Here is a 25,276-nt window from a genome sequence, read left to right as displayed (position 1 = left end):
ATTATGAGCGACTCTATAATTTTAGGTATTGAATCGTCTTGCGACGACACCTCAGCAGCTATCATCAAGGGGAATTCTATTCTTTCGAATATTGCCGCGAACCAGGCCATCCATAAAGAATATGGCGGTGTAGTCCCTGAATTGGCTTCACGAGCCCATCAACAAAATATTATCCCCGTTGTTGAAAAATCTTTTACCAAAGCAAATATACAACAAAATGCTATTTCAGCTATAGGATTTACACGTGGCCCCGGACTTTTGGGATCGCTTCTTGTAGGTACATCATTTGCTAAGTCTTTGGCTATGAGCCTTAATGTTCCTTTGATTGAAGTAAATCACCTTCAAGCCCACATTTTGGCCCATTTCATCGAAGATGCAAATCCTGTGCCGCCTACTTTCCCTTTCCTGTGCCTTACTGTAAGTGGTGGACATACCATGATTGTATTGGTTAAGGATTATTTTGACATGGAAATCGTAGGAAAAACAATCGATGACGCTGCAGGAGAAGCTTTTGATAAAATCGGAAAGATTTTTGACCTTGATTATCCGGCAGGACCTATTATTGACAGGCTTGCTAAAGAAGGAAATCCTGATGCTTTTACATTTAACAAACCCAGGTTGGAAAATTATGATTATTCTTTCAGTGGCATTAAGACATCCGTTTTATATTTCATACAGAAAGAGGTAAGAAAAAATCCTGATTTTATCAAAGAAAATCTCAACGACCTTTGTGCTTCAGTACAAAAAACCATTATTGAGATCCTGATGAAAAAGCTTGAAAAGGCAGCGAAAGAGCTTAACGTAAAAGATGTCGCTATTGCAGGTGGTGTATCCGCAAATTCTGCATTAAGAACAGCAATGGAAGTGAACAGAGAAAGGCTAGGCTGGAATATCTACATTCCAAAATTCGAATACACAACAGACAATGCTGCAATGATTGCTATGGTAGCAAAATTAAAGTTTGAAAGAGGAGAATTTACTGATTTAAGAACAACGGCGACGGCAAAATATGATCTATGAAAATACTCTTAGAAGAAAAAATACTCGGAAAACAATCTAAAAACGGTGCAAAATATTATTGGGTACTAGAATCCATTATTGGAAAAAATGAGGATTCGGAAAATTTTACAGATTATTTCCCATCAAGCTCTGAAAAAGGATACATTCAGGATGTAAAAGAGGAAATTCTTGAAAAAATAAATTCTGAGAATATTTTTAGTTTTCCCTATACTCCAAAAGAAGGAGATTATTTGTCTATCAAAAATAATTTAAGGAAACAGGAATATTTAAATCTGATTTTCATTAACAACAATTGGGTCGAGGAAATATTCATGTGTACGTACCGTGAATGTGACACGGATATCTATACAACAATCAAAACGGGCGTTGCATTTTTAACTCAGGATATATGAAATTATTCTACGGAACTATAGAAAACAACCAGGTAACGATTAATGACGATGAGCAACTTCATATCGTAAAAGTCCTCCGCATGAAGCAGGGCGAAGATATTCATGTGACAGACGGAAAAGGAAATCTGGCTTCCGGAAAACTTTTTATAGAAGGAAAAAAAGCAGGTATTGAGGTGGCAGAAATCAAAGAAAATCTACCTGATTTTAATCCGAAACTTCATATTGCAATTGCTCCGACTAAAAATATCGACCGCATTGAATTTTTTCTGGAAAAAGCTGTAGAGATGGGAGTTTCAGAAATCAGCATTATCATAACTGAGAAGACTGAACGTAAAAATATCAATGTCGATAAACTCAGAAAACAGAGTATCGCAGCTTCCAAACAAAGCTTAAGGTTTCATTTCCCAATCATTAATGATGCTTTGAAGCTTTCAGATTTCCTGAAAAACAGTAATTCTGAACATACCTTTGTAGCCCATTGCCACGAAAATCTGGATAGAATTGATCTTAAAAATCTCCCTCAGATGGAAGATATCACTTTCTTAATTGGTCCGGAAGGGGATTTTTCTGAAAGAGAAATTTCTTTTCTTGCAGAGAATACAATCAAAGCAGTTTCACTGGGTAATCAGAGACTGAGAACGGAAACTGCCGGTGTTTTTGTAGCAGCCTGGAATTACAATAAAATGATTTAATTGCTTAAACTTTCACTCTTAGTTCGTTTAAAAATATGATAGGGAAAGAATGCCGCGATTGCAAATAAAATCGCATTTCTGAAATCGGCAAGAACAAACTCTATATTGTATAAGTGAAAAACGACAATAAATACCATAAAAAAAGTAAGCAGTTTTCTGTTAAAAGCCCCTAAAAAGCACAGAAATTGTACGATAATCCCAGCAGCAATTAATACTACCCAAAAGTTTTCATAGCTGTATATTTCTTTCATCCAGGAGGGGATATCCATATCTGCCACCCAATAATTATCATAAGAATTAAGCTTTGCAGCATTTTTATTTATCCACAACATTTTATCTGAATGCTTCACTAGATTTTTGACTGTTCCTAAAAACTTACCTGCTCCCGCAAAGGTGTAAGTCATCAAAAGTCCCAGATAGAAATACTGAACCAACTTATAATCTTTTTCTTTAAGGTTTCCAGGAAGTAAAAAGATGCTTAGAAAAAAGCCCAATATCACCAGATGACTGTCATGATGTAATCCAAAATTAGCAGACACAGGAAGATTGATAACTGCCATCAACAAAAACATTAATATATTGATTAGGTAAGAGGGTCTGAGAACAGAAGCGACAATACAGATTCCACAAGAGATCAAAAGGCTTACAAACAATAACGTATCCGGGAATTGTGGGAATATAATCTTTTCCAACCGGAAAAAAGGTTCATAGATCTCTTTGGGTCTTCCTTTTAATTCAGAAAATCGTACATATTGAGCAATTAACCAGTATAAGCCAACTATTCTTATTGCATAGTAAGCAATCTTATAGTTAAATACGGTAAGTTGAGAGTATCTCATTAGAGTTTGGTAATCAGTTTTTTATTAATATTTACTTTTTTTTCTCCTATTTCTTTTGGGTTATAGGTTTCTTTATAAAGCATATATTCATTAAATTCAGGGTTGGTATCTTTAGCAAAGATCAAAAGCTTTGTCAAATTTATTTTTCTATCTTCATTCTGTTCAATCTTTCCGCCGTAGATATTAACAATGCTTTCCTCATCATTGGCCTGATAACTTTCGACGGTTTTGTTTAAAATCCTTATTGTATCACCGTCTTTGATTCCGTAGAGTTTGTATCGATCTACAGAAGCTTCTCCACCACTAGGGACTGTAAATAATTTCCAGCTGGCAAAAGGATATATTTCCTTATAGCCCTTTTCCTGTATGACAAGACTTACTATAGACATCACTAAGGAAAAAAAGAATAAATATGGGGTATATTTTTTCATAAGATCAATTATAGATTTTGCTCCGCCTGATATTTTGCTAAAATCTGTTTTCCGCTTTTGATAGAATTCACGGCCCAGCGGATTTTCATATCAAGTAGTTTTTGTTCATTCAGCTTATAATCAATCCCGGATTTCATCAGTTTCTGCTTCAGTTCATACATACAGATTCCTGCTGCTACAGATACATTATAACTTTTTGTGAACCCATACATAGGAATCGCAAGTGTTTCGTCGGCAAAGTCGATTACTTCTTCAGACACACCTGCCATTTCAGTACCGAAAACCAATGCAATAGGCTCTGTAATCTGATATTCAGGAAGCATCACTGCATTTTTCTCAAGAGATACAGCCAGAATCTTATACCCTCTGTCTTTTATATTTTGAAGAGAAGCTATATTTTTAGGCATCTTTTCTACTTCAACCCACGTTTCAGCACCTTTGGTAACGGTAAGATTAGGATTAAAGACATTTTCTTCCTCCATCGCAACCACTTTATGAAAACCACAAGCTTCAACGGATCTTATAATGGCAGCTGCATTTCTGAACTGATACACATCGTCCATCACAGGCAGTACAAAATCAGAACTTTCCGGAGAAAAATGTTCAATTTTCGCCAATCTTTCTTCGGTTAAAAATTGCTTTAAATATTCATAAGTTTGTGCTAAATCTTTCATCTGCATTCAGTTATTTTTTTTCAATAGCCTAATGAAACGTCTGCAATGATCACCTAATTTCATAAAATTTAATGATAAGCGTTTCATTCATTTTCAAATCTTTGCAAATTAACGTAATTTTGGGCTATGAACCTTATTTGGTCCCAAATTCTTAATTAAAAATAATACATGAAACGAAAAGTCCTGCTCATCTATACCGGTGGAACCATTGGTATGGAAAAAGATTATGAAACCGGAAGTCTCCGTGCCTTTGATTTTGGTAATATATTTGAAAAGATGCCCGAGATGAAGCTGATGGAATGTGAGGTTTTCGTACATCCTTTTGCCAAACCCCTGGACTCTTCCGACATGGGACCTGAAGAATGGAGAGTTATTGCCAATTATATTCTTAAAAATTATAACGATTACGACGGATTTCTGATTCTTCACGGAACAGACACCATGTCTTACACAGCATCAGCTTTAAGTTTTATGCTAAAAGGCTTGAGAAAGCCTGTGATTATGACGGGTTCTCAGCTTCCGATCGGTGATCTGAGAACAGATGCCAAGGAAAATCTTTTAACGAGCCTTTATTATGCCAGCCTTTATGAAAATGATGAAGCCGTTATCCAGGAAGTGGCCATCTATTTTGAATATAAATTATTAAGAGGAAACAGAACATTAAAATATTCAGCGGAATATTTTGATGCTTACGCCAGTCCGAACTATCCTATTCTGGGGCAATCAGGGGTTCATTTAAATATTATCAAAGACAACTTATTCCGTTGTGATCCAAATGTTGAATTTCATGTTGATGAACACATTTCAGAAGATATTTTGTTCTGGAGAATTTTCCCGGGCATGCATCTCAGTCATTTCAAAGAAATCCCTAGAATGAAAGTTCTTATTCTGCAGGTTTTTGGGTCCGGAACCATTTTCAGCAGTGAAAAAACACAGGAAACACTTCAGGAAATCAGAAATAACGGGACAGAAATCGTAGTGGTAAGTCAGTGTATTTCAGGAGGAATTTCTTTCGGAAAGTATGAAAACAGTAATATTTTTTCAAGAATCGGAGCCATCAGCGGTAGGGACATGACGGCAGAAACTGCCATTACCAAAGCTATGCACCTGATCGACAACCCTAATTATACAGGAAGTTTTGCCGATAACTTCACCAAAAGTCTTTGTGGAGAAATAACAGAGGAAAAATTGTAATAATAATTTGGATATTCAAGAAAATACTCTATTTTTGCAATCTCAAAAAGAAAGGTGTCCGAGTGGTTGAAGGAGCTACCCTGGAAAGGTAGTATACGGGTAACTGTATCGAGGGTTCGAATCCCTTCCTCTCTGCAAGTAAAGAAGGCTTAAAGCTTTCAAAATGGTCTAAAGGCTTTTAAAACCTGTAATTTTAAGTAATTACAGGTTTTTTTGTTTTTGCACATATTCGCAAAATTTTCAAAAACACTCCTAATTTTCATGGCAGATTTGTGGCAGTTCACAAAGTCAAAAAAAAACTGCCACAAAAAGCAGTATAAGTAGCTGTAAATCAACTTGTAAAACTCTTTAACGACTTGACATAGGAACAACTTAATTCGAAATTTAACTTAATAAAATATTCGATTATGCTAGAAAAAAGTTTTGGTGCAATCTTCTTTTTGAAGACACCAGAGAAAAAGGAAAATTTAAGAGTAGTCTACTTGAGAATTACAGTTGATGGAATTCCAAAAGAAATTTCTACTAAACGAAAATGGGATTCAACTCGTTGGAATCAAAAGTCCGGAAGAGCTACCGGAAATAAGGAAGATGCCAAATCTTTAAATTATTTTCTGGACTCCCTAAGTACCCGGATTTCGAACTATCGGACTGAGCTAATCAATAATGATCAGACCATTACCTCACAGAAACTTATTGATTTTGTAAAAGGGAAAAACGTATCGAAAGCAAAAGTTCTGGAGGAATTTAGCGATCACAATTCTGAAATACTCGCTTTAGTAGAAACCAAGGAATACGCGATAGGTACATATGAACGTTACCAGATTGCAAAATCACATGCCGCAAAGTTTATAAAGTTTAAATACAATCGCGATGACCTTGAATTCAGGGAACTGAATTTTGCATTCATTAGAGACTATGAATTATATTTAAAAACTGTTCGAAATTGTAGTAACAATACTGCTCTAAAATACATTGCTAATTTCAAAACCATTGTTTTAAGAGCCATTGCGAAGGACATTATTCCCCGAGATCCATTTAAACTTTTTAAAAGCAAGAAAACAAAAATTAAAAAGAAACCCCTATCCACAGATGAACTTTTTAGGCTAGAAAATAAGGTCTTTTCTTCCGAGCGATTATCTTTAATCCGGGATATCTTCGTTTTTCAGTGTTATACTGGATTAGCCTACATTGATGCTTATCAATTAAAACCTAGTGATATAAAAAAGGGTATTGACGGAACTTTGTGGATCATGTCAAGTCGCCAAAAATCAAAATCAGAAACAGATATTCCACTTTTGCCAAAAGCGATTGAAATTATGGAACGTTATCAAGATCATCCATTATGTATTAAACGGGGCTCTGTTTTACCAGTTAAGTCCAATCAAAAAATGAATGAATACCTCAAAGAAATAGCCATATTATGTGATTTGCCCGACACATTGAATACCCATAAAGCTAGAAGAACATTCGGCAGCACTGTTACGCTTAAAAATGGAGTACCTTTACATATCGTTAAGGAGATGATGGGTCACTATTCGGTCAAACAGACCGAAGAGTATGCAATTACAGAGCAGGAATCCATTAGCTTAGAAATGCTACAGCTCAAAGAGAAACTTAATAAAACCAATGATCGCAATCAAAATGAAGATCCATTACTACTATTACATAAGCTTCAAGATGAAATTGCGGCTCTAGGGCAAAAAAATACAATTAATAGTGTTATTCCGCCACGGGAACAACTTCTTGCAATCACGAGCAAGCTAGATTTCATTAAAGAGATGTTACTATCTAAATAACTTGCATTAAAATTTTTTCACTACATCCTTCTAAATCGTTGAAAAAAGTACTATCAGTAAAGCTTACATTTTGACCCTTCAAAATAGGTAGGTTTACCTACACTAAGGAATTAGCCAATTATTTTTTAGTAATTATTTGGAATAATTCTAAATAAAACTTAATTTAGTTTGGACATAAGCTAAATAAATTCGTTGTTTCTCTCTAAAAGACTAGTCGAAAGATTAGTCTTTTTATTTTATTTCTAAATTATATGTTGCCCATTAATCAATATTAAAACGTTCATAATAATATCAGCACTTCCTTATTTAAACATATATCCGTTTCACGCATTAAAGGTTTTGCTTTCTCTATCAATGGCATTGTCTCTACTTGCTAAAAAGTATCATAAATACCTATTTTCATCAAAAATGATAATTGTTACATGTGAATTAGAATCGCTAAATTTAATATAGCACAAATAAATACTCAAATGGGAAGTCTATTTGAAAATAATAAATTTGAAGTCGAGATTCAAGGCTTGAAAATTGCTGTAATTGAATATACTGTCAAAGATCAGCAAGTTTTTCGGCTATTATTTAATGATGGTCGCCCCCCCTTGAATATATCTCGTGCAAAAACTTGGAATGGTGAAATGTGGATGAGCATTCCACAAGGCCGGCAGCAAGAAGCTGATGTATTCGGCAACGAAATTAGTAAACACTTAAAAGAATAGAGCTATGTGTTATTACAATGGACAACGCGTATCACGGGAGGAATTCATAAGATTAATGGATCTTGAAAAGGCCGTTATGAACTATGACTTCCTGGATCAGGAAATACATGAAGGTTTTAATTACGGAAATATTGCAGTATTAAGACCCACAGAGGACAAGTGCAATTTTGATATCGTACAGATGGAATGGGGATTTATACCCAATTATGTCAAAAATAGAGAAGATGTAAAAAAGATGCGTTTTGGCTATAAGGACGGCGCAGGAAAATGGCATCAAGCTTACACCACGTTAAATGCCAAAGGTGAGGAGCTTCTTCTCAAAGATGAAAATACCGGCCGTGAGAAAATGTTCCGCAAGGCAGCACTTGAAAGACGATGTTTAATTTTATCCAGCGAATTTTATGAATGGCGACATATTTACCGTCTAAATAAGAAAACAAACCAGCCCCTAAAAACAGCAGATAAATATCCGTATCATATCGGATTAGTAAATAAGGAATATTTCTTTATTGCTGCGATCTGGCAGAACTGGACTGATAAGGAAACAGGTGAAACAGTTGACACAGTAGCGCTTGTAACCACTGAGGCGAACTCTCTGATGAAGCAGATCCACAACTCAAAAAACCGTATGCCTACAATGCTTCCTGATGAACTCGCCTGGGAATGGATGATGTCAGATCTAACCGAAGAGCAGATCACTGAACTTGCAACTTATCAGATCAAGTCAAACGAAATGGAAGCCTATACGATCGAGAAGGAATTTAAGACCACCGGAACGCCAACTAAAGCTTTTGTGTATGAAGGCGTGCCTGAACTAACTTATGAAGTATAAGCAATAAAAAAAAGGAAGCAAAAATGTTCTACAAGTCTCTTTTGCTTCTTAATTATATCAAAAAAACAAAAGCAGGAAATCCTGCTTTTGTAATTAAATATCTAAAGTCCTAAATACATTTTGAAATCAAAATGCTTTCTTGTCTTTGGTTCTAAAAGACGATAATAACTTTGCGGTTTGCCGTCTCTTCCAACATACAGAGGAACGTAAAAGGGATTGAAAGTATTAACCTTCTCAAAACTCCAATTAGGAAAGTTAAATTTACGTCTTGTAACCACCATCATATAAAAATTGAGCAGAAAACGACTTTCCTTGTCCCAGACCGTTTTTCTGACCTTTTCATTAATTGTGGAAAAATCAGATTCATTTGGATCATAATCCACCTGCAATTTAAATGCTTTGTTAAAACGTGCGAGAAATTCGGCAGATTTTTCATCAATATTTTCAGCAGTGATTTTTTCCAGCTCCTCCTGCAAGTCAGTTTCCAATATTCCATAGTCGTGACGTTCCGTAGAATTCAAAAATTCCAAAGCATTATCTTCCTTGTCAAACAGTAAAAAGAATTTCTTATTATCATCTGCCATAACTCTAAATTCGTTTTTGTCCTTGTGCTTGGTGCAGGTCTTATGCGTATTTAGGTTTTGCTTAAAAAATTCAAAATTCTGCAGTTCTTTCCGGATTGCCTCAAAATCATTCAGATTATAATTTGTTTCGACGATTTTAAAATTCTGCTGTGCCATCTTTTTAAAATATTATCTTATACTTTTTCTTTGAGCAAAAAATCTTCACGCCCATAATCTATTATTCATTTGCCACTTAATTTTTCCCGGATACCGGGAAGTTTTTCTTCTGTTACATGTCCAATAACGTCAGTAATTATTCCTTCTTTGTTTATAAGCAAAGTCATTGGGAAGCGCTGGATCGTTAGATAGGATTCGAGCTGCTTTCCCGCATCTGGTATCTGCATAAAATCAAATTTATTCTTTAGAAGAAAATTATCTATTTTTTCTTTCTTATCGTATGTTATACCAATGAAATTAACATCTGGAAGTGAACTTTTAAAGTTATTCAGCAGTGGTATTTCACGAAGACAGGGTGCACAGGTTGTTGACCACAAATTTATCAGTGTATATTTCCCTTTTAAATACTCAGGACTAAAATTTTTACCATTTGCATCTTTAAAATTCTCAATCGGAAAATGGGTGTCCAGTTTATCTTCCATATCTGGAAATGTTCTAAGTTGTTTATTCTGAGCAATTAGCAGGTTGCATACTGTGAATAATAGTATAAAGATAAATTTTTTCATAAATAATAATATTTTTTTAACCAATATATTAATTTTTTTATATATTAGCCAACCAAATCACTCTGTAATGAAATTAATAACCATCGTTTCTTTACTATTCATAGGGATTCTCTATGGGCAGAACAAACGGTTTTATTACGAATATAATTTTTCGAACGATTCAGCAAATCTGGAAAATAAGGCTAAAGAACTGCTGGCACTTGACGCCAGCGCAGAAGGTACAATCTTTTATAGTCACCGCATTAACCAGATAGATTCCCTGTATAATTTAAGGGATGCAAAAGGAAGTCCACCAAAATTCTTAGGTTATCCTTACAGAGATGTTTTATTTCATGAGGTTATCATTAGTAAAAAGAATGAAATCCCCAAGTTGTATTATATGGGAGGGCCAACAAAGAATTATTATGAAATAAAGCTGGAACAAAAAATCAACTGGACAATTCTACCCGACACAAAGGTATTTGAGAATTTTCAGGTGCAAAAGGCTACTGCAAAAATAAATGGTAGAAAATGGACAGTGTGGTTTACAAAAGACATTCCGATTAATTCTGGCCCTTACTATTTCAATGGTCTACCTGGGCTGATCTTAATTGCTGAGGATGAACGAAACTCTCATTCATTTCAGTTATCTGGGATTGCTAACATTGATAATGTTGATCTTGATTTCATACCTATGTTCCAGAGTAGGCAACTAAGATCCAATAATACAAAAGTTACTTTAACCACAGCAGAATTTAAGAAGCTACTGATCAGTAACGATGGTGATTTTGTCAATAATGTCGTACCAGCAGGTAATTCAGCTGAGGTGGTTTCTTCTAAATTCTATGACTCATCAGGTAATGAGATCTCCCAGGCTGATTATGTTAAAAATCAACGCGAATCCCGACGGAAGATATTAAAGAGAAATAACAATAAGCTTATAAATGATTTTAAAATAGGAGTAACCGAAAATCCTTTAAAGAGTAGGACTAAACAATAATCTATTTTTATGAAAACAATCACAGAGTTTCAAGAGTCAAAAAGTATTTGCATTGAAAAAGAAACAATGGAAGCTATCAACGGCGGTCTTCTTCCGGAAGGATCTACTAGAAGAGAAGATTTCTGTACCGGAGCAAACGATGGCGACAGCGAAGTTACGTATTACAGCGATAGCGGTCAGTTGATTTCCATTGATGGAACAAGATTGGACGGAAGCACATATCATTATCCTTAGTAGATAGATGTTATTGATTTTATCTAATCAAAATGATTTTACAACCAATCTTGTACAAGATTGGTTGTGTCATTACGGGAAAAGTTCAGTACGTGTAAATAACAATCTTAAAAACATAAGTTTTGGATTAGACGGTGTAAAGTTTACTCCAGAAAATCAGGATGATTCGCACGCAATAAATATGGAACAAGTTTCTTCCTGTTGGTTCAGAAAAGGTCAGATTCTCGGAACAAATCCCGATAATGACCCTATCACCAGTAATGAGCATGGAGTGACAAAAGGTTACATTTCACACTTGTTAAAAGAGAAAAAAAGTATCGGGGACCTCGTGAATGATAATACAGTCAATAAACTGATCGTGTTGGAAAAGGCCAAAATTATTGGTCTGCATATTCCTAAAACCTATATTGTTCAGACAAAAAACGATATTAAGGATTTGTTGGAAACGAACAATGGCAAGGAATTCATTGTTAAGATGAAAACAGATACTTCAATGTTCCAGTTTGATGATTGTGCAGCCATCATTTACACAAATGTGCTGAAAATTGATGATTTAGGAGAACTACCGGAAATTTTTGCACCGACCCTGATTCAGGAAAAAATTAATAAATTCTTTGAAATACGGACGTTTTACCTTGATGGAAATACCTGGTCTATGGCCATTTTTTCACAGCAGGACGATCAAACAAAAGATGATTATAGACGATATAACAATCAAAAACCCAATAGAAACACACCATTCAAAATCCCTGTCTATTTAGAGCAGGCATTATGTAAATTAATGGACGCACTTAATTTGAGAACAGGTTCGATTGATTGGATATTGGCAGAAGACAATAATTACTATTTCCTGGAGGTGAATCCCACCGGACAATTTTCAAATCTGTCCATGACCTGTAATTATCCATTAGAAAAAATTATGGCAGAAAAATTATGAAACTAATAGAATTAAAACAAAAAGTTAAGGTTAATCCTACTCGATTTTCATTACCGATGTTCTTTCTTGAAGTACAGCCTATATCAGAGAGAAAACGAAAAATTTTATACAGCAGGTACTATAATGGTAATTACATTATTGACCCCTTCTATAAAAATATCCATAGCCTGATATGAATTATTTTAAGTTATTTCCGAACATAAAGATTGCCAAAGGAAGGGTAAATGCTGTTCTTCATGATATTGAACGGGGGAAAATCGAATTTCTGCCCCTTGATTTTACTGATCTGTTATCGGAACTCGACCAGGGGAAAACAATTCATGAAGTAAAACAACAGTATCCTGAGCAGGAGCAATCTGTGATTGATGCTAACCTTGATTACATGGTAAGAAGTGAATTTGGTATTTATTGCTCAGCGGAATTATTTTCTTGCTTTCCGCCGATGTCCACAGAATTTCAGGTACCTTCAGAAATCACAAATGCGATAATCGAACTTAAATTAAGCTCTATATATTATTTGGCAGATTACTTGTCTCAATTGGAAGATTTAGGTTGCTTTGATATATCAATTGTCTTTTATGAACAGATCAATGAAAAGTGTTTTTTAGATATTTTCTCTCAGATCCCGCAAAATAGAATCAAATCCATTGAAATAATTTCAATGTGGCATGAAGAAATTAATGACACTTTCTTTATGCGGCTCAATCCACATTGTCCACAGGTCTGCAAAATGGTTTTTACCTCATCGCCATTTGATTCCGTTGCACCTTGGGATCAAACCAAAAATATTCTTTTTCATAGGCAATTTGTAACCAAAGAAATTAACAATTTTTCCCATTGTGGAAAGATAGATCTTAAAAACTTCGGTATTAATCTACCCAAGTTTACAGAAGCAGTCAGCTATAATTCCTGTCTTCATAAAAAAATTGCAATAGACATTCATGGTAATATCAAGAATTGCCCCGCTATGCCTACAAATTTTGGTCATGTAAAAACGACAAAGCTTAAAGATGCTGCATTATCCCAGAACTTTAGGGCTTATTGGGATATGAACAAGGACAAAATCAGTATTTGTCGGGATTGCGAATTTCGATATGTATGCACGGACTGCCGTGCTTATACTGAAAGAAATTCTTTTGACAAGAGTGAACTTGATAATTCTAAGCCCTTAAAGTGTGGTTATGATCCTTATCGTGGTGTATGGGAAGACTGGAGTACAAATCCCTTAAAACAAAATGCCCTAGTTTATTATAATTTACAGGCATTAAATGGGATAATTAATGATTGACCTTAAATTATCGCAATCTAAATGATTGAATTGGTGCTTCATAGGGCAAGTCTTATTTTTTTAATGATCCCCCCCTATACAGGGATATTATCCACTTTTATGAAAATCAGGGGTATGATGAGCTGGCACTGATCGCAAATCTATCCTGACAATTTTTATAGAAAAAATTGCTTAATTTTCTTCAATACGGACACCTTTGGCTTTATTAGATTTTGGCTTGAATTGATAGTCCTGCGAAATTTTAAATAATTTTCGAAATTAAAACCAATATCAGCCATATAAAATTCTTCAGTGCAATTGAGATAAAAATCATTTTCCAGTTCATCAATAGCTTTTTGTTCATTATCAATTATTTCTGACCAATTATAAATTTTTTCAAGTAATTCCTTTTTAAGCAGATTCTCCAATGGATCATTAAGATCTTGATCTTCCAACACTCTTACACAAGAATCAATAATTTCGGTATTCAGTGTCAGTTCAAATTCTTTCTTTTGCTCAAAATCACTAAAAGAAAATGCGAAATGGCCTTTGCCTATGTATTGCCTGTCATTTGGATGCATTTCTAAGTATTTATACAATAAACCTGCTTCAATATTACTGATGCTGATTTTTATACCAATATTATAACTTAATTCCACAATAAATCTTTTACCACAATTTACTACTTTTTCAAAAATTATATTATTTGCGACAACATATTATTCATCTGAGTTGTTAATCTTTACATGTTTATCAATCCAAAGTTCAAATTTGATGAGATCTGCCCGGCCTAAAGTCGTATAGGACAACCATTCATGATTTAAATTTCCGAAAGCTACATCAGCTTCTGGAATAATTCCCTGCAGATACTCTCCCAACTCGTCAAGTGCAGATTCGCGCGTCTCAAAAACCATCAGCCTTAAAAGTATGTCCGCAACCCTGTCATCATCTATTTGCTTATCTAGATCATATTTTGAGCGGGTTTTCCTTACTGTTTCAAAAATAAGTGTGCTTCTCAGCGTATGCGATATAAAAGCCAGCCAGTTAGAAAAGATCGCTTTATCTTGCTGTTGCTTTAGATTACTTAAGATCCGTAAAAGAAGTGCAGCAGCGTCATGCATCATAATCGGCATAAAGGTAGCTGTCACAGCAAATGCGCCTGCCTGCATAAAAGCGTCTGATAAGAATTTCACATAACCATAATTCGGCATTGTACTGCAAGCAGAAATAAATACCAATGGAGCGCTTATACCTCGCGTTACTATGTCCTCTCCCGTTAACCTTACTTTGTTCTTTCCGTCGATAACAAGGAAGCTTGAAAGATCTTTTTCGTCAAAATCACCGTGACAGTCAAAAATCAATAGATCTGGCTTCAAAGTACTCACCGCTTCCTCAATTTCATCAACGGTTTTGCAGAAAACGCTTTTAAACCCTAGGTTCTTTTGCATCGATGCAATTCGGCCAAAGTAGTGGTGCATATCCTGATCTTCTTCGCTCGCACAGTGCACAATAAGTGTCTGTTTAAGAATATCTGGACGAACTTCAAATGTCAGCCGCTGGTTATGTACATAGTTATTGATAAGACTACTAAAATTAAATTCCGGTATCCGGCAGATGTCATGGGTCAGGCACAGAGGGTATCGATCCAAACGTAGCCACTCCATTGGCAGATCGGATATAAAAACAATCTGACCATTTCTTTCCTCCAGATATTCCTTCAATTCGGGCACAACCATCTTTTTTCGCATCAATTCCCCGATTGTTTCCATTTTTTTAATCGCATGTTTTCTTGTTGTAAATGCATTTTGGAAATGCGACAGGTCCATATTTAGAGATTTTCCCACGATAGGCATCCTAAAAATTGGCGAATACGTTAGCTGCCCGTGAAGGTAACCTGCATAATCGAGCATATTCAATCTATTTGTTAGAACACCGAGCGCCTGCCCGATCAGCTTATGACCCAAAATCTTTTGTGTGTCTTCTTCAATTTCAAATGTATAGTCGAGTTTTTGTTCCGTCTGCGAGACCTTAAATACTGCTTTCTGTCTCTTGGTTTCAAACGGTCTTGCTCTAAACTTTTTGAATCGCGGAAAATGAAAAGGTGCAATAATAATCATTGCTGGATAAACAGGTTCTATAAGTGCCGCCGGTTCCTTGATACGCACAACTTGAGCCAGACCATCAATGACTGCTGCCTGTCCCAGCTGAATGGTCGCCCTCTTTTTATTGAACATTGGCATATCCTCTTTTTCTGGCCACTGATGTTTTTTTGCCCAGTCGTTAGCTAATATCTGGTTTAACAGAAAATAATTGGAATGACTGTACATTGTTGGATGAAATGGGTTTAACTCGTCGGCATTTGGGTTGGTTTGAAAATTAAAACTCTCGATATGAAAACCATAGTCTTTCTGCAGTACGATGTTTATCTGCGCTAAATCCCTTTCGATAAGCTTTATTAGACCATGTACATCCGCAAAGAAATTATTTTCATCATAATAGGCAGCATTTTCTTCTCCAGGATCATTTATCATCATATAATAACCAAAGGTCATATCACTAACCAGCTGCGCAATCTCCTTATGGTTGGGGATATTGCTATCGATTAAAAATACTTTTACCAGATCTATATTAAAAAATCCTGAGTATTCATTGAAAAAAGTACTGTTCACTACCCGTTCAGCAGTAAACAATCCCGGTTCGAGCAGGTATAAATTTATTCCCTGACTGCGCCCCGTCTGAAAACACCAGTTATAGAATCCTGCCGGATCTGCTAATTGCAGAAGATCTTTAGGAAATTCCCTTAAAATTTTCAGTGCAACGCTATGGAAATCGTTGTACTCATTTGCACCTCCTCCACTGAAAACTGTGTACTGTATCTGTGTAGGGGAAACAATTGACTTGGCAGTATTATAAAACATAATAATTAAAGTTTGGCATGTTAATATATTAAATATTATAGCAAGTAAAAAATCACACAAAAAACGTCCGGATTTTTCAGTATACTTAAAATCATGCATAACATATTGAATTTATCAGCACATATTTAAAATAAACTATAAATCAATAGCAACTAAAATTGGGCGTGCCCTTCACTCATTTTCACTAAATGACCGGAGGACCGCGCTATCCGCTATATCTTTTGCCCCTGCAAAAGGATGTCGCTTCTATCACTCACGCAAAATCATGCTTCTTTTTTATCCCTATTTTTAATGACAGCTCTATTCCTTCCCCGACAAAAGCAAAGCACATTTACTCCGCCGCTTAGCCATTCTGTAAAAGAGCTTTCTGCTCCCCTTACATAGCAAATCGCAAGCTGCTCACACCATACCTACGCAATCATCTCGCAATTCCCTATGAAATAACAATGCTTATAATCCAATGAATCTTTTAAAGAGATAAGATTGGGGGAATCAGTTTTATCAAAAGAACAGTCGAAAAAGACATTCAAAAGTACATCGGGCAGCCAACACTCAGCCCGCAAAAGACTACGGCATAAACACATGCCGTCGCACTCACCCATCCTTTATTCCGTTTCCTTTTGCCTTACCGCAATTCCCCTATGTACGGATTGACTTTCTTTTTTTTCCTGTTTTTTCTTTTGAAAAAATGATTTGGGGCCGAGCCTCAGCAGGACTGGAAAGGGAGCAAACGTAACAAGATTGTACAACAACTTAAAAACAAAAGTTATGAACATTTCAGGAAGGCTGACACAAGATGCAACGGTCAGCAAAACAACATCAGGTAAGGAAGTGGTAAACTTCAGTGTAGCTGTAAATGACGGCTACAAAAACAAACAGGGGGAATGGGTGGACAACACCGCATTTATTGAATGTGCCTACTGGCGAAGTGTAAAGCCAGTCTCATGGCTCAAACAGGGGCTATATGTCGAACTGACGGGACAGATCAGCGCAAGGGCGTGGAATGGAAAGGACGGCAACCCAAAAGCAGGGCTGAACTTCACAACCTCCAATATCAAACCCGCTTGGGGAACAGCATCGGAAAAAGATTCCGTGCAGGCTAGTAAAAAACAGGAACCTGCCAACACTGCAAAAGAGGACGAAAAAGACGACCTCCCATTCTAGGCAGGACAGTAAAAAATCCAAAACATTTAACCCTTTTAAAAAATAGAAATCATGGGACACAATCTAAATTTCAACAATAGAACAGGCAGATATTCATTTTTCAGCGTAAAAGAAAAGGCTTGGCACGGTCTGGGACAGATCGTTCAGGAATACCCGACAAGCGCCGAAGCAATCAGACACGCAGGATTGGACTACGAAGTAGAAAAAAGCCCTTTGTTCACCAAAGGATCAGGTATCGTGCAGATTTCGGACGGTATCGTAATTCAGGACACTGAAATCGAAGTACCTAACTATTTTGCCAATATCCGCACAGATAACAATACCGTACTTGGTGTTGTGGGTAGAGATTACCACATTGTACAGAATAAAGATGCCTTTACATTTTTTGATTCTATCGTAGGCGGTGGAAGCGGTATTCTGTACGAGACTGCAGGGGCGCTCGGGCAGGGCGAACGCATATTTATCACCGCCAAACTCCCAAATTATATCCGTATAGGCAAATCGGATGATGTGATTGAAAAATACATCTTCCTGACCACAAGCCATGACGGAAGCGGAAGCATTACAGCAGCCTTCACACCTATCCGAATCGTATGCCAAAACACCCTGAACGCATCCCTCCGCAATATGAGCAACGTGGTACGCATAAAACATACCGCAGGAGCAAAACAACGTCTGAGTGATGCCCACAAAGTAATGGGACTGGCAAACACCATGACCACGCAGATGGACGGCATTTTTAACCATTGGGCAACCATAAAAATCAAGGATAGCGAAGTTAAAAAACTGATACAGCTTGCCTTATGCCCAAATACGGAAGCTTATAACCTACTTAAAAAAGGGGCTGAGGACGAACTTTCGACCATGTTCAAAAATACCGTTGATGATGCCTTTGCATACGCCATGATGAACGATACACAACAACTGGAAACCACTAAAGGCACACTGTTCGGGGCTTACAATGCTGTAACTGGCTACTTTCAAAATGTCCGGAACTACAAAGACAATGAATCGAAGTTACAGAGCATCGTTCTCGGAGGTACTGCGCAACTGAAATCACAGAAAGCATTTGACCTATGCACATCTTTCGAGAAAATCGGAACAGACATTTTCCAACTGAATTAAGCACAGCCCAAAAGGTGGCAGGCTTGTAAAGAACTGCCACCTTTTTAAAAAACAAAAGATCATGAAAGCACTGAACGAAATGAACAATACAGAAAGGGCATTTGCCGTTGCAAGGCTCTTTCCCGATCAGCTCGGAACGTTGACCGACTTTATAAAAACCGAAATAGCACACCTACGTGAAAAAGAAGAGGATATCAGAAAAGCATGGCCAACAAACTGCATTGCAACTGCCGATTATTGGTATAGCCTTGTGCAAAATGCCGAACAGACAATCGAAAAATTCGGAGTTCTCCTATACCGCAATCCGAGGATTTTTGCAGACCATTTTTTCTATCAGGATAACAGTGTCTTTGGTATTCACTGTATGATAAGATTTGCAGGTTCCCAAGTGACACCCACAATGATTAGACTGGCAATAGAACTCTATTTCGGTGACGATAAGGTCGTAACCATTGATTTTAAAAAGAACAAACCCTCAAATTAAAAAGATATGAAAACCTTAGATCACATGAACAACCTTGACAGAGCCTATCTGCTCGCAAGACTGTTTCCCCAAGAACTTAAACCACTGACCGAATTTATCAAGAAGGAAGCGGAATTGTGGCACAACCAAAGAGCCGAGATTGAAGAAAATTGGACTGAAAAAGATATAGATGTCAGTGTATGGTTTGACTACATAGCCAACTTTAAGCGCAGATACCTCAAAAACGGTACAAGGCTTTACAAAAATAAAAAGACGTTCAGAGATCAGTTGTTTGACGGCTACGATGCCCTTTTCTCCATGCACGCTACCATACATTATACCGAGCAGAAAGAATGTAGCCGAGAATTTAAATACGCCATTTATATGCTGTTCGGTGATAGAAAAATTGTAGACATAAACTTAAATCCTTAGTCATGAAAAAATCAGATATAATGACGGATGTCATGCTGATCAAGGCATTTAGCGAAGTAGGTCGCAACAACTATGAAGTAGCCATTATCCCCCTTTGGGGGGACTGGCTAAAAAAGTCTCTTGAAACAACAGACCTGCTTGAAATCATAAATGTAGAATCCTATTCGGGATATATCGCACGAAAAGAACACGGTATTTCCTTCCTGCTGTGCAGGACAGCAAAAGTACCATTCTACGAGCAGTGGCTCGGTGATAAAGAACTGGCTTTTTTAGATGCCAAAGCTGAGGAAATCGAGCAGTTATGCAGGCACTTTGACTGCATAAAAAGCGATTCGCTGATAGTTCATCCCTCTGGAATGGCAAATTACGAAGCTTTTGAGGATGTCAAATTCAGGACAGTCGATTTTGACATCACATTGATACAGGAAATTTTAACCTCTAAAAATTAAAAAAATGACACGTTCAAACTTACATATCACCTTGTCAAACGGACAGCAGATTATCTGTGTTGCCGATAGTACGAGCGCACCCGAACAGGGATATATCGTGGAGGAAGTATTCACCCCTCTTCTAAACTTCAATAACTACATCAAGGAAATGGACTTTCTCAAAAAGCACTGTACAATGGATGAAAGAAGGTTAAACGCCATGTATAGATATTATATCAATCTTATAACAAAAGAGATCAGAATGTACGAGGAAAATTACAACTATCGTGCTGACCGATTTTATAAAGGTGAAGATCTGACCGAGCGTTACACAAGCTACATAGAAACCCTAAATAACCAAGATAGTGAAGAATCAAATTGAAACAGAACTAAAATTAAGTAACAAACTCATAAATATTTAAAAATGGAAATACTGGCAAAATATAAGTTCGCAGACTGGCTCTATAACAGGTTTGTAGAGAATTATAAAAATCAAAACATCGTGCAAGCTTTCATTTTCTTGGATATTCTTTCACGATACCAAATGTTCGCAATGGAAGTCCGTAAACTTTCCGATCAGCGAAGACACATCAAAGAACTATACAGGGACATTAATAAGGCTCTGAAAAATGGAACCGCACATAAACTTTTTCTCACAGGGGAAGAAGGTACAGCGGAATTTAACAAAGAAATGAAAGCCTATGAAGACTTCTTACGGGAATCAGGGTTTTCCGAAGAATCTATCACAGAATACGTAAGCGAAAGAAAAATGAATTATTATGGAAACAGCTAATTTTTTCAGACAGATTGCACAGATGGACATCAACAGCAAATTGACGCTATCTATTACCAAGGCAACAGAAAACAGGATACTCGTATCTATCTTGATCGAGAATGATAGTTGCGCAGATAAGGCGAAAAATGTCATTCCTCCTTTTAATCTGAAAGGAAGTCCCGAAGAACTCGATAACGGATTCTTTGAACACATCAAAAAACCCGTTCAGATGGCAGACGGACTCATTTCTAATATGCAAAATTTTCTAATGGGACTGGAAACGGCTCAGGCTAACTCTGCGATGGAAAAACAGAAATCAGATAAGGAAAAAGCAAAGGGCAGAAAGTATAGCGAAGCAATCCTAAAAGCTGATGCCCTTGCCAAAGTAGGAAAGTACAAAGAAGCATGGACGGCACTGCCGAAAGTTGGTGACTATCCCGAGAATAAAGAAGACATCAGAAAGAAACAGGATGAGTACGAAAAGCAATTTGTTCCCAATCTCTGGTCAGCTTCCGAGCAGAAAGCAGAGCAGGTAAATGAGCAGGAAAAGGTCGATCAAGAAGAATATAACCCTTAAAATGCAATATTATGTTAGTAGCAACAACACTTCAGCGAGTTTTTATCCTCAAAGAAAAAGAACATGAAATCAGGCTCGATGATCCCGAGCCAAAATGGAATCTTCAGGCAGTACTGAATTTTTATTCTAACAACTACCCTTCCCTGACCACGGCAAAAATTTCACGTCCTACAATTGTGGAGGACATTGTTGAATATCGCTTTGAGACAGTTATCGGAACTAAAGGTTAATCAAAATTCAAAACCCATGAATCATGCAAAAGAAATATCCGCAAACGGTAAAGCTGCCCACAGCAGTAAGCCAGTCACAACTTCACCGCCAGTTGTGCGTGTTCGGGAACTGGATGAAACGCCCGAAGGATGCAGGAGAAATTCGCAAGGACAGACGGCAGTCCGCTCCGCACGCGATGTTACCAATGCCTTTTTAGGCATGCAGTTCCATGCAAGATTGCAGGAACCTGAAATTGGCGAAAATTACGACAGTTCAAAATTGGAGAGGGAGTTTTTTAAATCTCTCTCCAATATCTCAAAAAAACTGAATGTAACTAAACTGGACTGTGCAGGTCTGCCCTACCCGTACAATATTTCGGAATCATTGGCACACCTGAAAACACAGCTTAAACTTAGCACCGAGGACTGGCGGGAAATCAGATTGGTCAATGATGGAAAATGTACCTTTTTCGCCAAAGAGGACAGATACAACATAGGATGTACACTATATTATATCCCTGTAATTCCACTTTACACTATCCTGCACAATAGAAAAACCGTAAAAGCAAGTAAACTTTTGGTCTGTGTTTACGCATATATCTATCAGGTACTCGCTGTACCCTATTACAGAAATGAAGATTGCTACCTGAACTCCATGTACGATATGCTCGAAAATTCTTATTTGGACGATGAGGAGGAAGATTCAAATACAGATGAATTTTTAACTGAGTTCAAGGACGCAGAATTGATAGGAGATCATATTAAAGAGCTTATCACAGAACCAATGAATCTACAGTCTTTTAAAAAGCTGTTACAAAGATTCAATCCAAAAAATGATTTTGAAAAAGATGTTCATTCGATAGCCAGTTCATTTTATGAACTTTTTACCACCTTTCCAAATGTCCGCATTGATCGGAAATATTTTCCATTACGTTACAGGGAAATGACCGAAGAATCCGAACGACCTGTCACCCTTGACAACTACGTTTCATTCTGCGCATCCATCGAAGGAAACCTCTTTCACACGCTTTGCGATTTTGTAAATGGCGACCTGCAGGAATTTTCGGAGATTGATGAACCCACACGGTTTATTCCTTTTGATAACAGAAAAATTGAAAATAATGACTTCGATTTTGAAACAAAGGTATTTGACAATATTGACAAGCTGATCGGGCTTTGGCAGGAACATAACTTTAAAAAATAGAAATCATGGAAGATATAACCAACAGCTTCGCAAATTATTTCGAACCTACATGCGCATTGGTGTTTTATCAGTGTAAGACAGGTTTTAATAATACTTATGTCGAATATTTCGACATGGAAAATGGTGTCCCCATCAATCCGCATCCCCTATCTGTGAACGAAGGGAAAAGACTTGCGAAAGCTTTACAGGTGGATGAAGAAAATCTAAATTTGCTCAAATCAGATGGTATAGTGAATAACAACTTACTGTCCTTTGATGCCAAATCTTCAAAAATAGTCTGGTACACAAAAGCACAGTTTCGGGAACTGTTCTTTAATAAAAATCTTGGAATAAAGTCGGGAAAAGCGCATACCCCTCCAATGGTGTGGATTGCAGACAGGGAAACGCTGAAAGTTTTTGCACTTTCAACATCGAGGAAACCTACAATCAATACACCGCTTTACAACGCACCATATTTTAACGTCTATGTGGATGGCTCCGTTTGCATGGGGACTGTAGATATTTCCACTGTAGAAACTGGTTCTGTTGACGAACTGATGAAATTATGGGAGAACTACTTTTTCAATAGCTACTTTTCTCACCTTATGTCTGACCATAATCCTGTTAAGGGAAACTGCGTAATGATGTGGGAAAACCTGATCGATAACGGTAAATTTTTCCCTACTGCAATGCTTGTAAAAACATCAAAAAAACTTAATGACATTTTATTATGAGAACGCCAAAGAAAAATATACACTTCTTGGACAATTATCTATTAAGTCCAACAAATCCCATCCGTGTAAATGTAATCGGTGCAGGTGGTACGGGTTCAAAATTTATGACCGCACTTATGGAAATCAATCACAGTTTACTTGAACTTGACCACCCAGGACTGGACGTACACCTGTGGGATGATGATATTATTACAGCTTCCAATATCGGACGGCAAAGGTTCGCTGAATCGGAACGAAATCTTTATAAATCGCAAGCTATCATCAATAGGCTTAACAGATGGGCTGGTACAAATTGGAAAGCGGTAACAAGAAAATTCGAGCGTAATGCCGATGGAAAAATACCCGACTATACAGGCGCATCAATTTACATATCCTGTACAGATACGGTTGCATCAAGAATTGAAATAAATAAAATATTGCAGAAGTTAAGCAAAGATTATAGTTACCACAGGGACAACGCAAAGTATTGGCTAGACCTCGGCAATACCAAATTTTCAGGACAGGGCATACTTTCAACAATTGGAAACATAGATCAGCCGACCTCGAAAAAGTTCAAAACTTTCGCAAAGCTACCGTCTATTATTGAGGAGTATGGTACAGCTATGCAAACCTCGGAAGAGCAAGACGATACCCCAAGCTGTTCACTGGCGGAATCACTTGCAAAACAGGATCTTTTCATCAATAGCACTATTGCGCATTTAGGAGCATCTCTTTTATGGAACTTGCTAAAGGACGGTATGACAGAAAACCGTGGATTTTTCCTCAATCTGCAAAATTTTAAATCACAACCCATTACCGTCGGCAGTTGAAAAAACTGCCGGCGGCCAAAAGCCTTCGGCTTTTGGCGCGAAAATCGGCTGCAACGGCTGTAACCTTCTGCTCTATCCCCGCTTCAACAGCCGTTGCGGGTTATGTGTGGGATACACAGTATCCCAGTTAGCTTCGCAGATATGTTTTTTATCGTTTTATATCCTTAATAAGTGTAATTTATTCCAACAGCGAATTTTACAATAAAATAGAGAAATTATGTCTTATCATTTTTGGTGAAATCAATCCCCATCTAATAAAGAAAAATTCCTTCCTGGCCTTTTCCGATCACGCTCAAATTCCTCCCACTCTTCAAGTGTATATTTTTTACCTTCCAAGATCTTGTGTACATTGCCCTCATAGCTATCAAAATCTGTGTGGACATCATAAGTAATTTCTTCAAAAAGATCCTGCTCTCCTTTAATATTTAACCTGAAATTTATCTGTTTCACTACGTCAGCGACGGTATCCTTGACAACAATTATTTTAGAATCAATGGAAAAGTCTCTGGATACATGGTAGTCTTTTGCTTTGCTCCTAAACCCCCGATCAAGAAGTAGATTATCAAGAAACTGTTCGTTTAACGTAACCCAACCTTCAAGCAATATTTCCCTTTCATCCGCTTTTTTGCAGACAAATACAGTATCCAAGGGTATATCCAATGGCATTGACAAATATTGCAGTCCCCTGTAATTTTCGCCTTCATTATAAGTGCCATTGGAATCAATAAAGAAAGGTAAATAGACACCATTTGAAAAGGTATCATGTTCCATACCTAATGGTGAATTGAAATATAATTTCTCAATGACCATCAATAGAGCTCTATTTGATGGATTGCGATGTTTATCCCTAAAACGGTTCCACTTGGGTTTAAAATTCTTTTTATTGATAATTGCAGCAATCCCTAAATCTCGGGAATACTTCCACTCGACGGGACTGAACAATAAAGGATCGTTCGTGTTGCTGCTTTCATAGCTAAGATTGGTAAACGTAAAGTTCGATTCTGCTGTATCAGCATCCACTTTTTCTAAAGTGAATGTACCAGAGGATTCTATATCAAATAACGATTTACCTTTATAAGAACTCTTTTTGTGAAATGAAAATTTATATTCCACTGCGTTCAATAGATCAGACATGATTTAACGGTGGATGATA

The 25,276-nt window shown here is 36.9% G+C and carries 31 protein-coding genes and 1 tRNA gene; 24 read left to right on the top strand and 8 right to left on the bottom strand.

Features of this window, described 5'->3' with window-relative positions; all coding sequences use genetic code 11:
• Positions 1–3: 3 nt before the first annotated feature.
• From tsaD to EG342_RS11440, 3 genes are read left to right on the top strand one after another with little or no spacing between them, the layout of a single operon-like run.
• Complete coding sequence (gene tsaD / locus EG342_RS11450) at positions 4–1,020, top strand: tRNA (adenosine(37)-N6)-threonylcarbamoyltransferase complex transferase subunit TsaD (protein WP_103290743.1); 1,017 nt, start codon at positions 4–6, stop codon at positions 1,018–1,020.
• Positions 1,017–1,412 carry a hypothetical protein gene (locus EG342_RS11445; protein WP_103290745.1) on the top strand — a complete coding sequence of 132 codons (396 nt, stop codon included), beginning with the start codon at positions 1,017–1,019 and terminating at the stop codon, positions 1,410–1,412. Before tsaD ends, EG342_RS11445 begins: the two co-directional genes overlap by 4 nt.
• Positions 1,409–2,104, top strand: a complete 696-nt coding sequence (locus tag EG342_RS11440) for an RsmE family RNA methyltransferase (RefSeq protein WP_103290748.1) — start codon at positions 1,409–1,411, stop codon at positions 2,102–2,104. Before EG342_RS11445 ends, EG342_RS11440 begins: the two co-directional genes overlap by 4 nt.
• On the opposite strand, the gene EG342_RS11435 is transcribed toward EG342_RS11440, so the two are convergent.
• From EG342_RS11435 to EG342_RS11425, 3 genes are read right to left on the bottom strand one after another with little or no spacing between them, the layout of a single operon-like run.
• Positions 2,101–2,943 (bottom strand): hypothetical protein, encoded by an 843-nt coding sequence (locus EG342_RS11435; RefSeq protein ID WP_103290750.1) that lies wholly within the window; start codon positions 2,941–2,943, stop codon positions 2,101–2,103. The two genes, EG342_RS11440 and EG342_RS11435, sit on opposite strands and share 4 nt — an antisense overlap.
• Positions 2,943–3,374, bottom strand: coding sequence for a hypothetical protein (locus EG342_RS11430; protein ID WP_123868084.1), 432 nt, complete (start codon positions 3,372–3,374; stop codon positions 2,943–2,945). The genes EG342_RS11435 and EG342_RS11430 overlap by 1 nt, the downstream gene beginning before the upstream one ends.
• Before the next feature lie 8 nt (positions 3,375–3,382).
• Positions 3,383–4,054, bottom strand: coding sequence for a TrmH family RNA methyltransferase (locus EG342_RS11425; protein ID WP_394338015.1), 672 nt, complete (start codon positions 4,052–4,054; stop codon positions 3,383–3,385).
• A gap of 162 nt (positions 4,055–4,216) precedes the next feature.
• Here EG342_RS11425 and EG342_RS11420 point away from each other — a divergent pair, with 162 nt between their 5' ends.
• The 5 genes from EG342_RS11420 (at position 4,217) to EG342_RS11400 (ending at position 8,583) form a co-directional block, all read left to right on the top strand.
• Positions 4,217–5,242: an asparaginase gene (locus EG342_RS11420; protein ID WP_103290755.1), complete on the top strand. Its 1,026-nt coding sequence runs from the start codon at positions 4,217–4,219 to the stop codon at positions 5,240–5,242.
• A gap of 48 nt (positions 5,243–5,290) precedes the next feature.
• Positions 5,291–5,377: transfer RNA gene (locus tag EG342_RS11415), tRNA-Ser, on the top strand.
• Positions 5,378–5,649: 272 nt separating this feature from the next.
• Complete coding sequence (locus EG342_RS11410) at positions 5,650–7,038, top strand: site-specific integrase (protein WP_103290757.1); 1,389 nt, start codon at positions 5,650–5,652, stop codon at positions 7,036–7,038.
• A gap of 470 nt (positions 7,039–7,508) precedes the next feature.
• A complete protein-coding gene (locus EG342_RS11405; protein WP_103290760.1) occupies positions 7,509–7,751 on the top strand; it encodes a hypothetical protein in 243 nt (80 codons plus the stop codon).
• Positions 7,752–7,755: 4 nt separating this feature from the next.
• Positions 7,756–8,583 (top strand): SOS response-associated peptidase, encoded by an 828-nt coding sequence (locus EG342_RS11400; protein WP_103290762.1) that lies wholly within the window; start codon positions 7,756–7,758, stop codon positions 8,581–8,583.
• Between the two features lie 101 nt (positions 8,584–8,684).
• On the opposite strand, the gene EG342_RS11395 is transcribed toward EG342_RS11400, so the two are convergent.
• On the bottom strand, positions 8,685–9,323 hold the full coding sequence (locus EG342_RS11395; RefSeq protein WP_103290764.1) for a hypothetical protein: 639 nt from the start codon (positions 9,321–9,323) through the stop codon (positions 8,685–8,687).
• A 65-nt stretch (positions 9,324–9,388) separates the two neighbouring features.
• On the bottom strand, positions 9,389–9,889 hold the full coding sequence (locus EG342_RS11390; protein ID WP_103290766.1) for a TlpA family protein disulfide reductase: 501 nt from the start codon (positions 9,887–9,889) through the stop codon (positions 9,389–9,391).
• A 67-nt stretch (positions 9,890–9,956) separates the two neighbouring features.
• On the opposite strand from EG342_RS11390, the gene EG342_RS11385 reads away from it, so the two are divergent.
• From EG342_RS11385 to gwsS, 4 genes are all read left to right on the top strand, one after another.
• Positions 9,957–10,868: a GLPGLI family protein gene (locus EG342_RS11385; RefSeq protein WP_103290768.1), complete on the top strand. Its 912-nt coding sequence runs from the start codon at positions 9,957–9,959 to the stop codon at positions 10,866–10,868.
• Between the two features lie 9 nt (positions 10,869–10,877).
• Positions 10,878–11,102, top strand: a complete 225-nt coding sequence (locus EG342_RS11380; protein WP_103290771.1) for a hypothetical protein — start codon at positions 10,878–10,880, stop codon at positions 11,100–11,102.
• A gap of 7 nt (positions 11,103–11,109) precedes the next feature.
• Positions 11,110–12,039 (top strand): grasp-with-spasm system ATP-grasp peptide maturase, encoded by a 930-nt coding sequence (gwsG, locus tag EG342_RS11375; RefSeq protein ID WP_103290773.1) that lies wholly within the window; start codon positions 11,110–11,112, stop codon positions 12,037–12,039.
• Between the two features lie 172 nt (positions 12,040–12,211).
• Positions 12,212–13,327, top strand: coding sequence for a grasp-with-spasm system SPASM domain peptide maturase (gene gwsS, locus EG342_RS11370; RefSeq protein ID WP_103290776.1), 1,116 nt, complete (start codon positions 12,212–12,214; stop codon positions 13,325–13,327).
• A gap of 155 nt (positions 13,328–13,482) precedes the next feature.
• Here the strand turns inward: gwsS and EG342_RS11365 are convergent, their stop codons facing one another.
• Entirely contained in the window at positions 13,483–13,965 is a 483-nt protein-coding gene (locus EG342_RS11365; RefSeq protein ID WP_103290778.1) for a hypothetical protein, read from the bottom strand.
• A 60-nt stretch (positions 13,966–14,025) separates the two neighbouring features.
• Positions 14,026–16,224: a CHAT domain-containing protein gene (locus EG342_RS11360; protein ID WP_164465175.1), complete on the bottom strand. Its 2,199-nt coding sequence runs from the start codon at positions 16,222–16,224 to the stop codon at positions 14,026–14,028.
• A 768-nt stretch (positions 16,225–16,992) separates the two neighbouring features.
• Here EG342_RS11360 and EG342_RS11355 point away from each other — a divergent pair.
• From EG342_RS11355 to EG342_RS11300, 12 genes are all read left to right on the top strand, one after another.
• Positions 16,993–17,388 carry a single-stranded DNA-binding protein gene (locus tag EG342_RS11355; protein WP_103290783.1) on the top strand — a complete coding sequence of 132 codons (396 nt, stop codon included), beginning with the start codon at positions 16,993–16,995 and terminating at the stop codon, positions 17,386–17,388.
• A gap of 51 nt (positions 17,389–17,439) precedes the next feature.
• Positions 17,440–18,513 (top strand): DUF932 domain-containing protein, encoded by a 1,074-nt coding sequence (locus EG342_RS11350; RefSeq protein WP_103290784.1) that lies wholly within the window; start codon positions 17,440–17,442, stop codon positions 18,511–18,513.
• Between the two features lie 61 nt (positions 18,514–18,574).
• The gene (locus EG342_RS11345; protein WP_103290787.1) at positions 18,575–18,997 is read left to right on the top strand and encodes a hypothetical protein; all 423 of its coding nucleotides are present in this window, start codon (positions 18,575–18,577) and stop codon (positions 18,995–18,997) included.
• 6 nt (positions 18,998–19,003) lie between these two features.
• Complete coding sequence (locus EG342_RS11340) at positions 19,004–19,408, top strand: hypothetical protein (RefSeq protein ID WP_103290789.1); 405 nt, start codon at positions 19,004–19,006, stop codon at positions 19,406–19,408.
• Between the two features lie 2 nt (positions 19,409–19,410).
• Complete coding sequence (locus EG342_RS11335) at positions 19,411–19,857, top strand: hypothetical protein (RefSeq protein ID WP_103290790.1); 447 nt, start codon at positions 19,411–19,413, stop codon at positions 19,855–19,857.
• 4 nt (positions 19,858–19,861) lie between these two features.
• Positions 19,862–20,218 (top strand): penicillin-binding protein, encoded by a 357-nt coding sequence (locus EG342_RS11330; RefSeq protein WP_103290792.1) that lies wholly within the window; start codon positions 19,862–19,864, stop codon positions 20,216–20,218.
• Positions 20,219–20,260: 42 nt separating this feature from the next.
• The gene (locus tag EG342_RS11325) at positions 20,261–20,629 is read left to right on the top strand and encodes a hypothetical protein (protein WP_103290795.1); all 369 of its coding nucleotides are present in this window, start codon (positions 20,261–20,263) and stop codon (positions 20,627–20,629) included.
• Positions 20,616–21,188 carry a PRTRC system protein E gene (locus EG342_RS11320; protein ID WP_103290797.1) on the top strand — a complete coding sequence of 191 codons (573 nt, stop codon included), beginning with the start codon at positions 20,616–20,618 and terminating at the stop codon, positions 21,186–21,188. Before EG342_RS11325 ends, EG342_RS11320 begins: the two co-directional genes overlap by 14 nt.
• A gap of 11 nt (positions 21,189–21,199) precedes the next feature.
• Positions 21,200–21,418 carry a PRTRC system protein C gene (locus tag EG342_RS11315; protein WP_103290799.1) on the top strand — a complete coding sequence of 73 codons (219 nt, stop codon included), beginning with the start codon at positions 21,200–21,202 and terminating at the stop codon, positions 21,416–21,418.
• Positions 21,419–21,434: 16 nt separating this feature from the next.
• Positions 21,435–22,601, top strand: a complete 1,167-nt coding sequence (locus EG342_RS11310) for a hypothetical protein (protein ID WP_103290802.1) — start codon at positions 21,435–21,437, stop codon at positions 22,599–22,601.
• Positions 22,602–22,606: 5 nt separating this feature from the next.
• On the top strand, positions 22,607–23,314 hold the full coding sequence (locus EG342_RS11305) for a PRTRC system protein B (protein WP_103290804.1): 708 nt from the start codon (positions 22,607–22,609) through the stop codon (positions 23,312–23,314).
• Positions 23,311–24,123: a PRTRC system ThiF family protein gene (locus EG342_RS11300; protein WP_103290807.1), complete on the top strand. Its 813-nt coding sequence runs from the start codon at positions 23,311–23,313 to the stop codon at positions 24,121–24,123. The genes EG342_RS11305 and EG342_RS11300 overlap by 4 nt, the downstream gene beginning before the upstream one ends.
• 240 nt (positions 24,124–24,363) lie before the next feature.
• Here the strand turns inward: EG342_RS11300 and EG342_RS11295 are convergent, their stop codons facing one another.
• A complete protein-coding gene (locus EG342_RS11295) occupies positions 24,364–25,257 on the bottom strand; it encodes a hypothetical protein (RefSeq protein ID WP_103290809.1) in 894 nt (297 codons plus the stop codon).
• Positions 25,258–25,276: the final 19 nt, after the last annotated feature.

The organism is Chryseobacterium lactis (assembly GCF_003815875.1).
Classification (GTDB): Bacteria; Bacteroidota; Bacteroidia; order Flavobacteriales; family Weeksellaceae; genus Chryseobacterium; species Chryseobacterium lactis.
The sequence above is the reverse complement of the archived record's forward strand: the minus strand, read 5'-3'. Positions and strand labels throughout refer to the sequence as shown.

Excerpts from the sequence above, each read along its gene's own strand:
- EG342_RS11410 (WP_103290757.1), top strand. The coding sequence starts at position 5,650 with ATGCTAGAAAAAAGTTTTGGTGCAATCTTCTTTTTGAAGACACCAGAG.
- EG342_RS11330 (WP_103290792.1), top strand. The coding sequence starts at position 19,862 with ATGACACGTTCAAACTTACATATCACCTTGTCAAACGGACAGCAGATT.
- EG342_RS11360 (WP_164465175.1), bottom strand. The coding sequence starts at position 16,224 with ATGTTTTATAATACTGCCAAGTCAATTGTTTCCCCTACACAGATACAG.
- EG342_RS11425 (WP_394338015.1), bottom strand. The coding sequence starts at position 4,054 with ATGCAGATGAAAGATTTAGCACAAACTTATGAATATTTAAAGCAATTT.
- EG342_RS11335 (WP_103290790.1), top strand. The coding sequence starts at position 19,411 with ATGAAAAAATCAGATATAATGACGGATGTCATGCTGATCAAGGCATTT.
- EG342_RS11340 (WP_103290789.1), top strand. The coding sequence starts at position 19,004 with ATGAAAACCTTAGATCACATGAACAACCTTGACAGAGCCTATCTGCTC.
- EG342_RS11430 (WP_123868084.1), bottom strand. The coding sequence starts at position 3,374 with ATGAAAAAATATACCCCATATTTATTCTTTTTTTCCTTAGTGATGTCT.
- EG342_RS11310 (WP_103290802.1), top strand. The coding sequence starts at position 21,435 with ATGAATCATGCAAAAGAAATATCCGCAAACGGTAAAGCTGCCCACAGC.
- EG342_RS11400 (WP_103290762.1), top strand. The coding sequence starts at position 7,756 with ATGTGTTATTACAATGGACAACGCGTATCACGGGAGGAATTCATAAGA.
- EG342_RS11320 (WP_103290797.1), top strand. The coding sequence starts at position 20,616 with ATGGAAACAGCTAATTTTTTCAGACAGATTGCACAGATGGACATCAAC.
- EG342_RS11390 (WP_103290766.1), bottom strand. The coding sequence starts at position 9,889 with ATGAAAAAATTTATCTTTATACTATTATTCACAGTATGCAACCTGCTA.
- EG342_RS11345 (WP_103290787.1), top strand. The coding sequence starts at position 18,575 with ATGAAAGCACTGAACGAAATGAACAATACAGAAAGGGCATTTGCCGTT.
- EG342_RS11315 (WP_103290799.1), top strand. The coding sequence starts at position 21,200 with ATGTTAGTAGCAACAACACTTCAGCGAGTTTTTATCCTCAAAGAAAAA.
- EG342_RS11355 (WP_103290783.1), top strand. The coding sequence starts at position 16,993 with ATGAACATTTCAGGAAGGCTGACACAAGATGCAACGGTCAGCAAAACA.
- tsaD (WP_103290743.1), top strand. The coding sequence starts at position 4 with ATGAGCGACTCTATAATTTTAGGTATTGAATCGTCTTGCGACGACACC.
- gwsS (WP_103290776.1), top strand. The coding sequence starts at position 12,212 with ATGAATTATTTTAAGTTATTTCCGAACATAAAGATTGCCAAAGGAAGG.
- EG342_RS11405 (WP_103290760.1), top strand. The coding sequence starts at position 7,509 with ATGGGAAGTCTATTTGAAAATAATAAATTTGAAGTCGAGATTCAAGGC.
- EG342_RS11305 (WP_103290804.1), top strand. The coding sequence starts at position 22,607 with ATGGAAGATATAACCAACAGCTTCGCAAATTATTTCGAACCTACATGC.
- EG342_RS11435 (WP_103290750.1), bottom strand. The coding sequence starts at position 2,943 with ATGAGATACTCTCAACTTACCGTATTTAACTATAAGATTGCTTACTAT.
- EG342_RS11395 (WP_103290764.1), bottom strand. The coding sequence starts at position 9,323 with ATGGCACAGCAGAATTTTAAAATCGTCGAAACAAATTATAATCTGAAT.
- EG342_RS11300 (WP_103290807.1), top strand. The coding sequence starts at position 23,311 with ATGAGAACGCCAAAGAAAAATATACACTTCTTGGACAATTATCTATTA.
- EG342_RS11420 (WP_103290755.1), top strand. The coding sequence starts at position 4,217 with ATGAAACGAAAAGTCCTGCTCATCTATACCGGTGGAACCATTGGTATG.
- EG342_RS11385 (WP_103290768.1), top strand. The coding sequence starts at position 9,957 with ATGAAATTAATAACCATCGTTTCTTTACTATTCATAGGGATTCTCTAT.
- gwsG (WP_103290773.1), top strand. The coding sequence starts at position 11,110 with ATGTTATTGATTTTATCTAATCAAAATGATTTTACAACCAATCTTGTA.
- EG342_RS11445 (WP_103290745.1), top strand. The coding sequence starts at position 1,017 with ATGAAAATACTCTTAGAAGAAAAAATACTCGGAAAACAATCTAAAAAC.
- EG342_RS11440 (WP_103290748.1), top strand. The coding sequence starts at position 1,409 with ATGAAATTATTCTACGGAACTATAGAAAACAACCAGGTAACGATTAAT.
- EG342_RS11325 (WP_103290795.1), top strand. The coding sequence starts at position 20,261 with ATGGAAATACTGGCAAAATATAAGTTCGCAGACTGGCTCTATAACAGG.
- EG342_RS11380 (WP_103290771.1), top strand. The coding sequence starts at position 10,878 with ATGAAAACAATCACAGAGTTTCAAGAGTCAAAAAGTATTTGCATTGAA.
- EG342_RS11350 (WP_103290784.1), top strand. The coding sequence starts at position 17,440 with ATGGGACACAATCTAAATTTCAACAATAGAACAGGCAGATATTCATTT.
- EG342_RS11295 (WP_103290809.1), bottom strand. The coding sequence starts at position 25,257 with ATGTCTGATCTATTGAACGCAGTGGAATATAAATTTTCATTTCACAAA.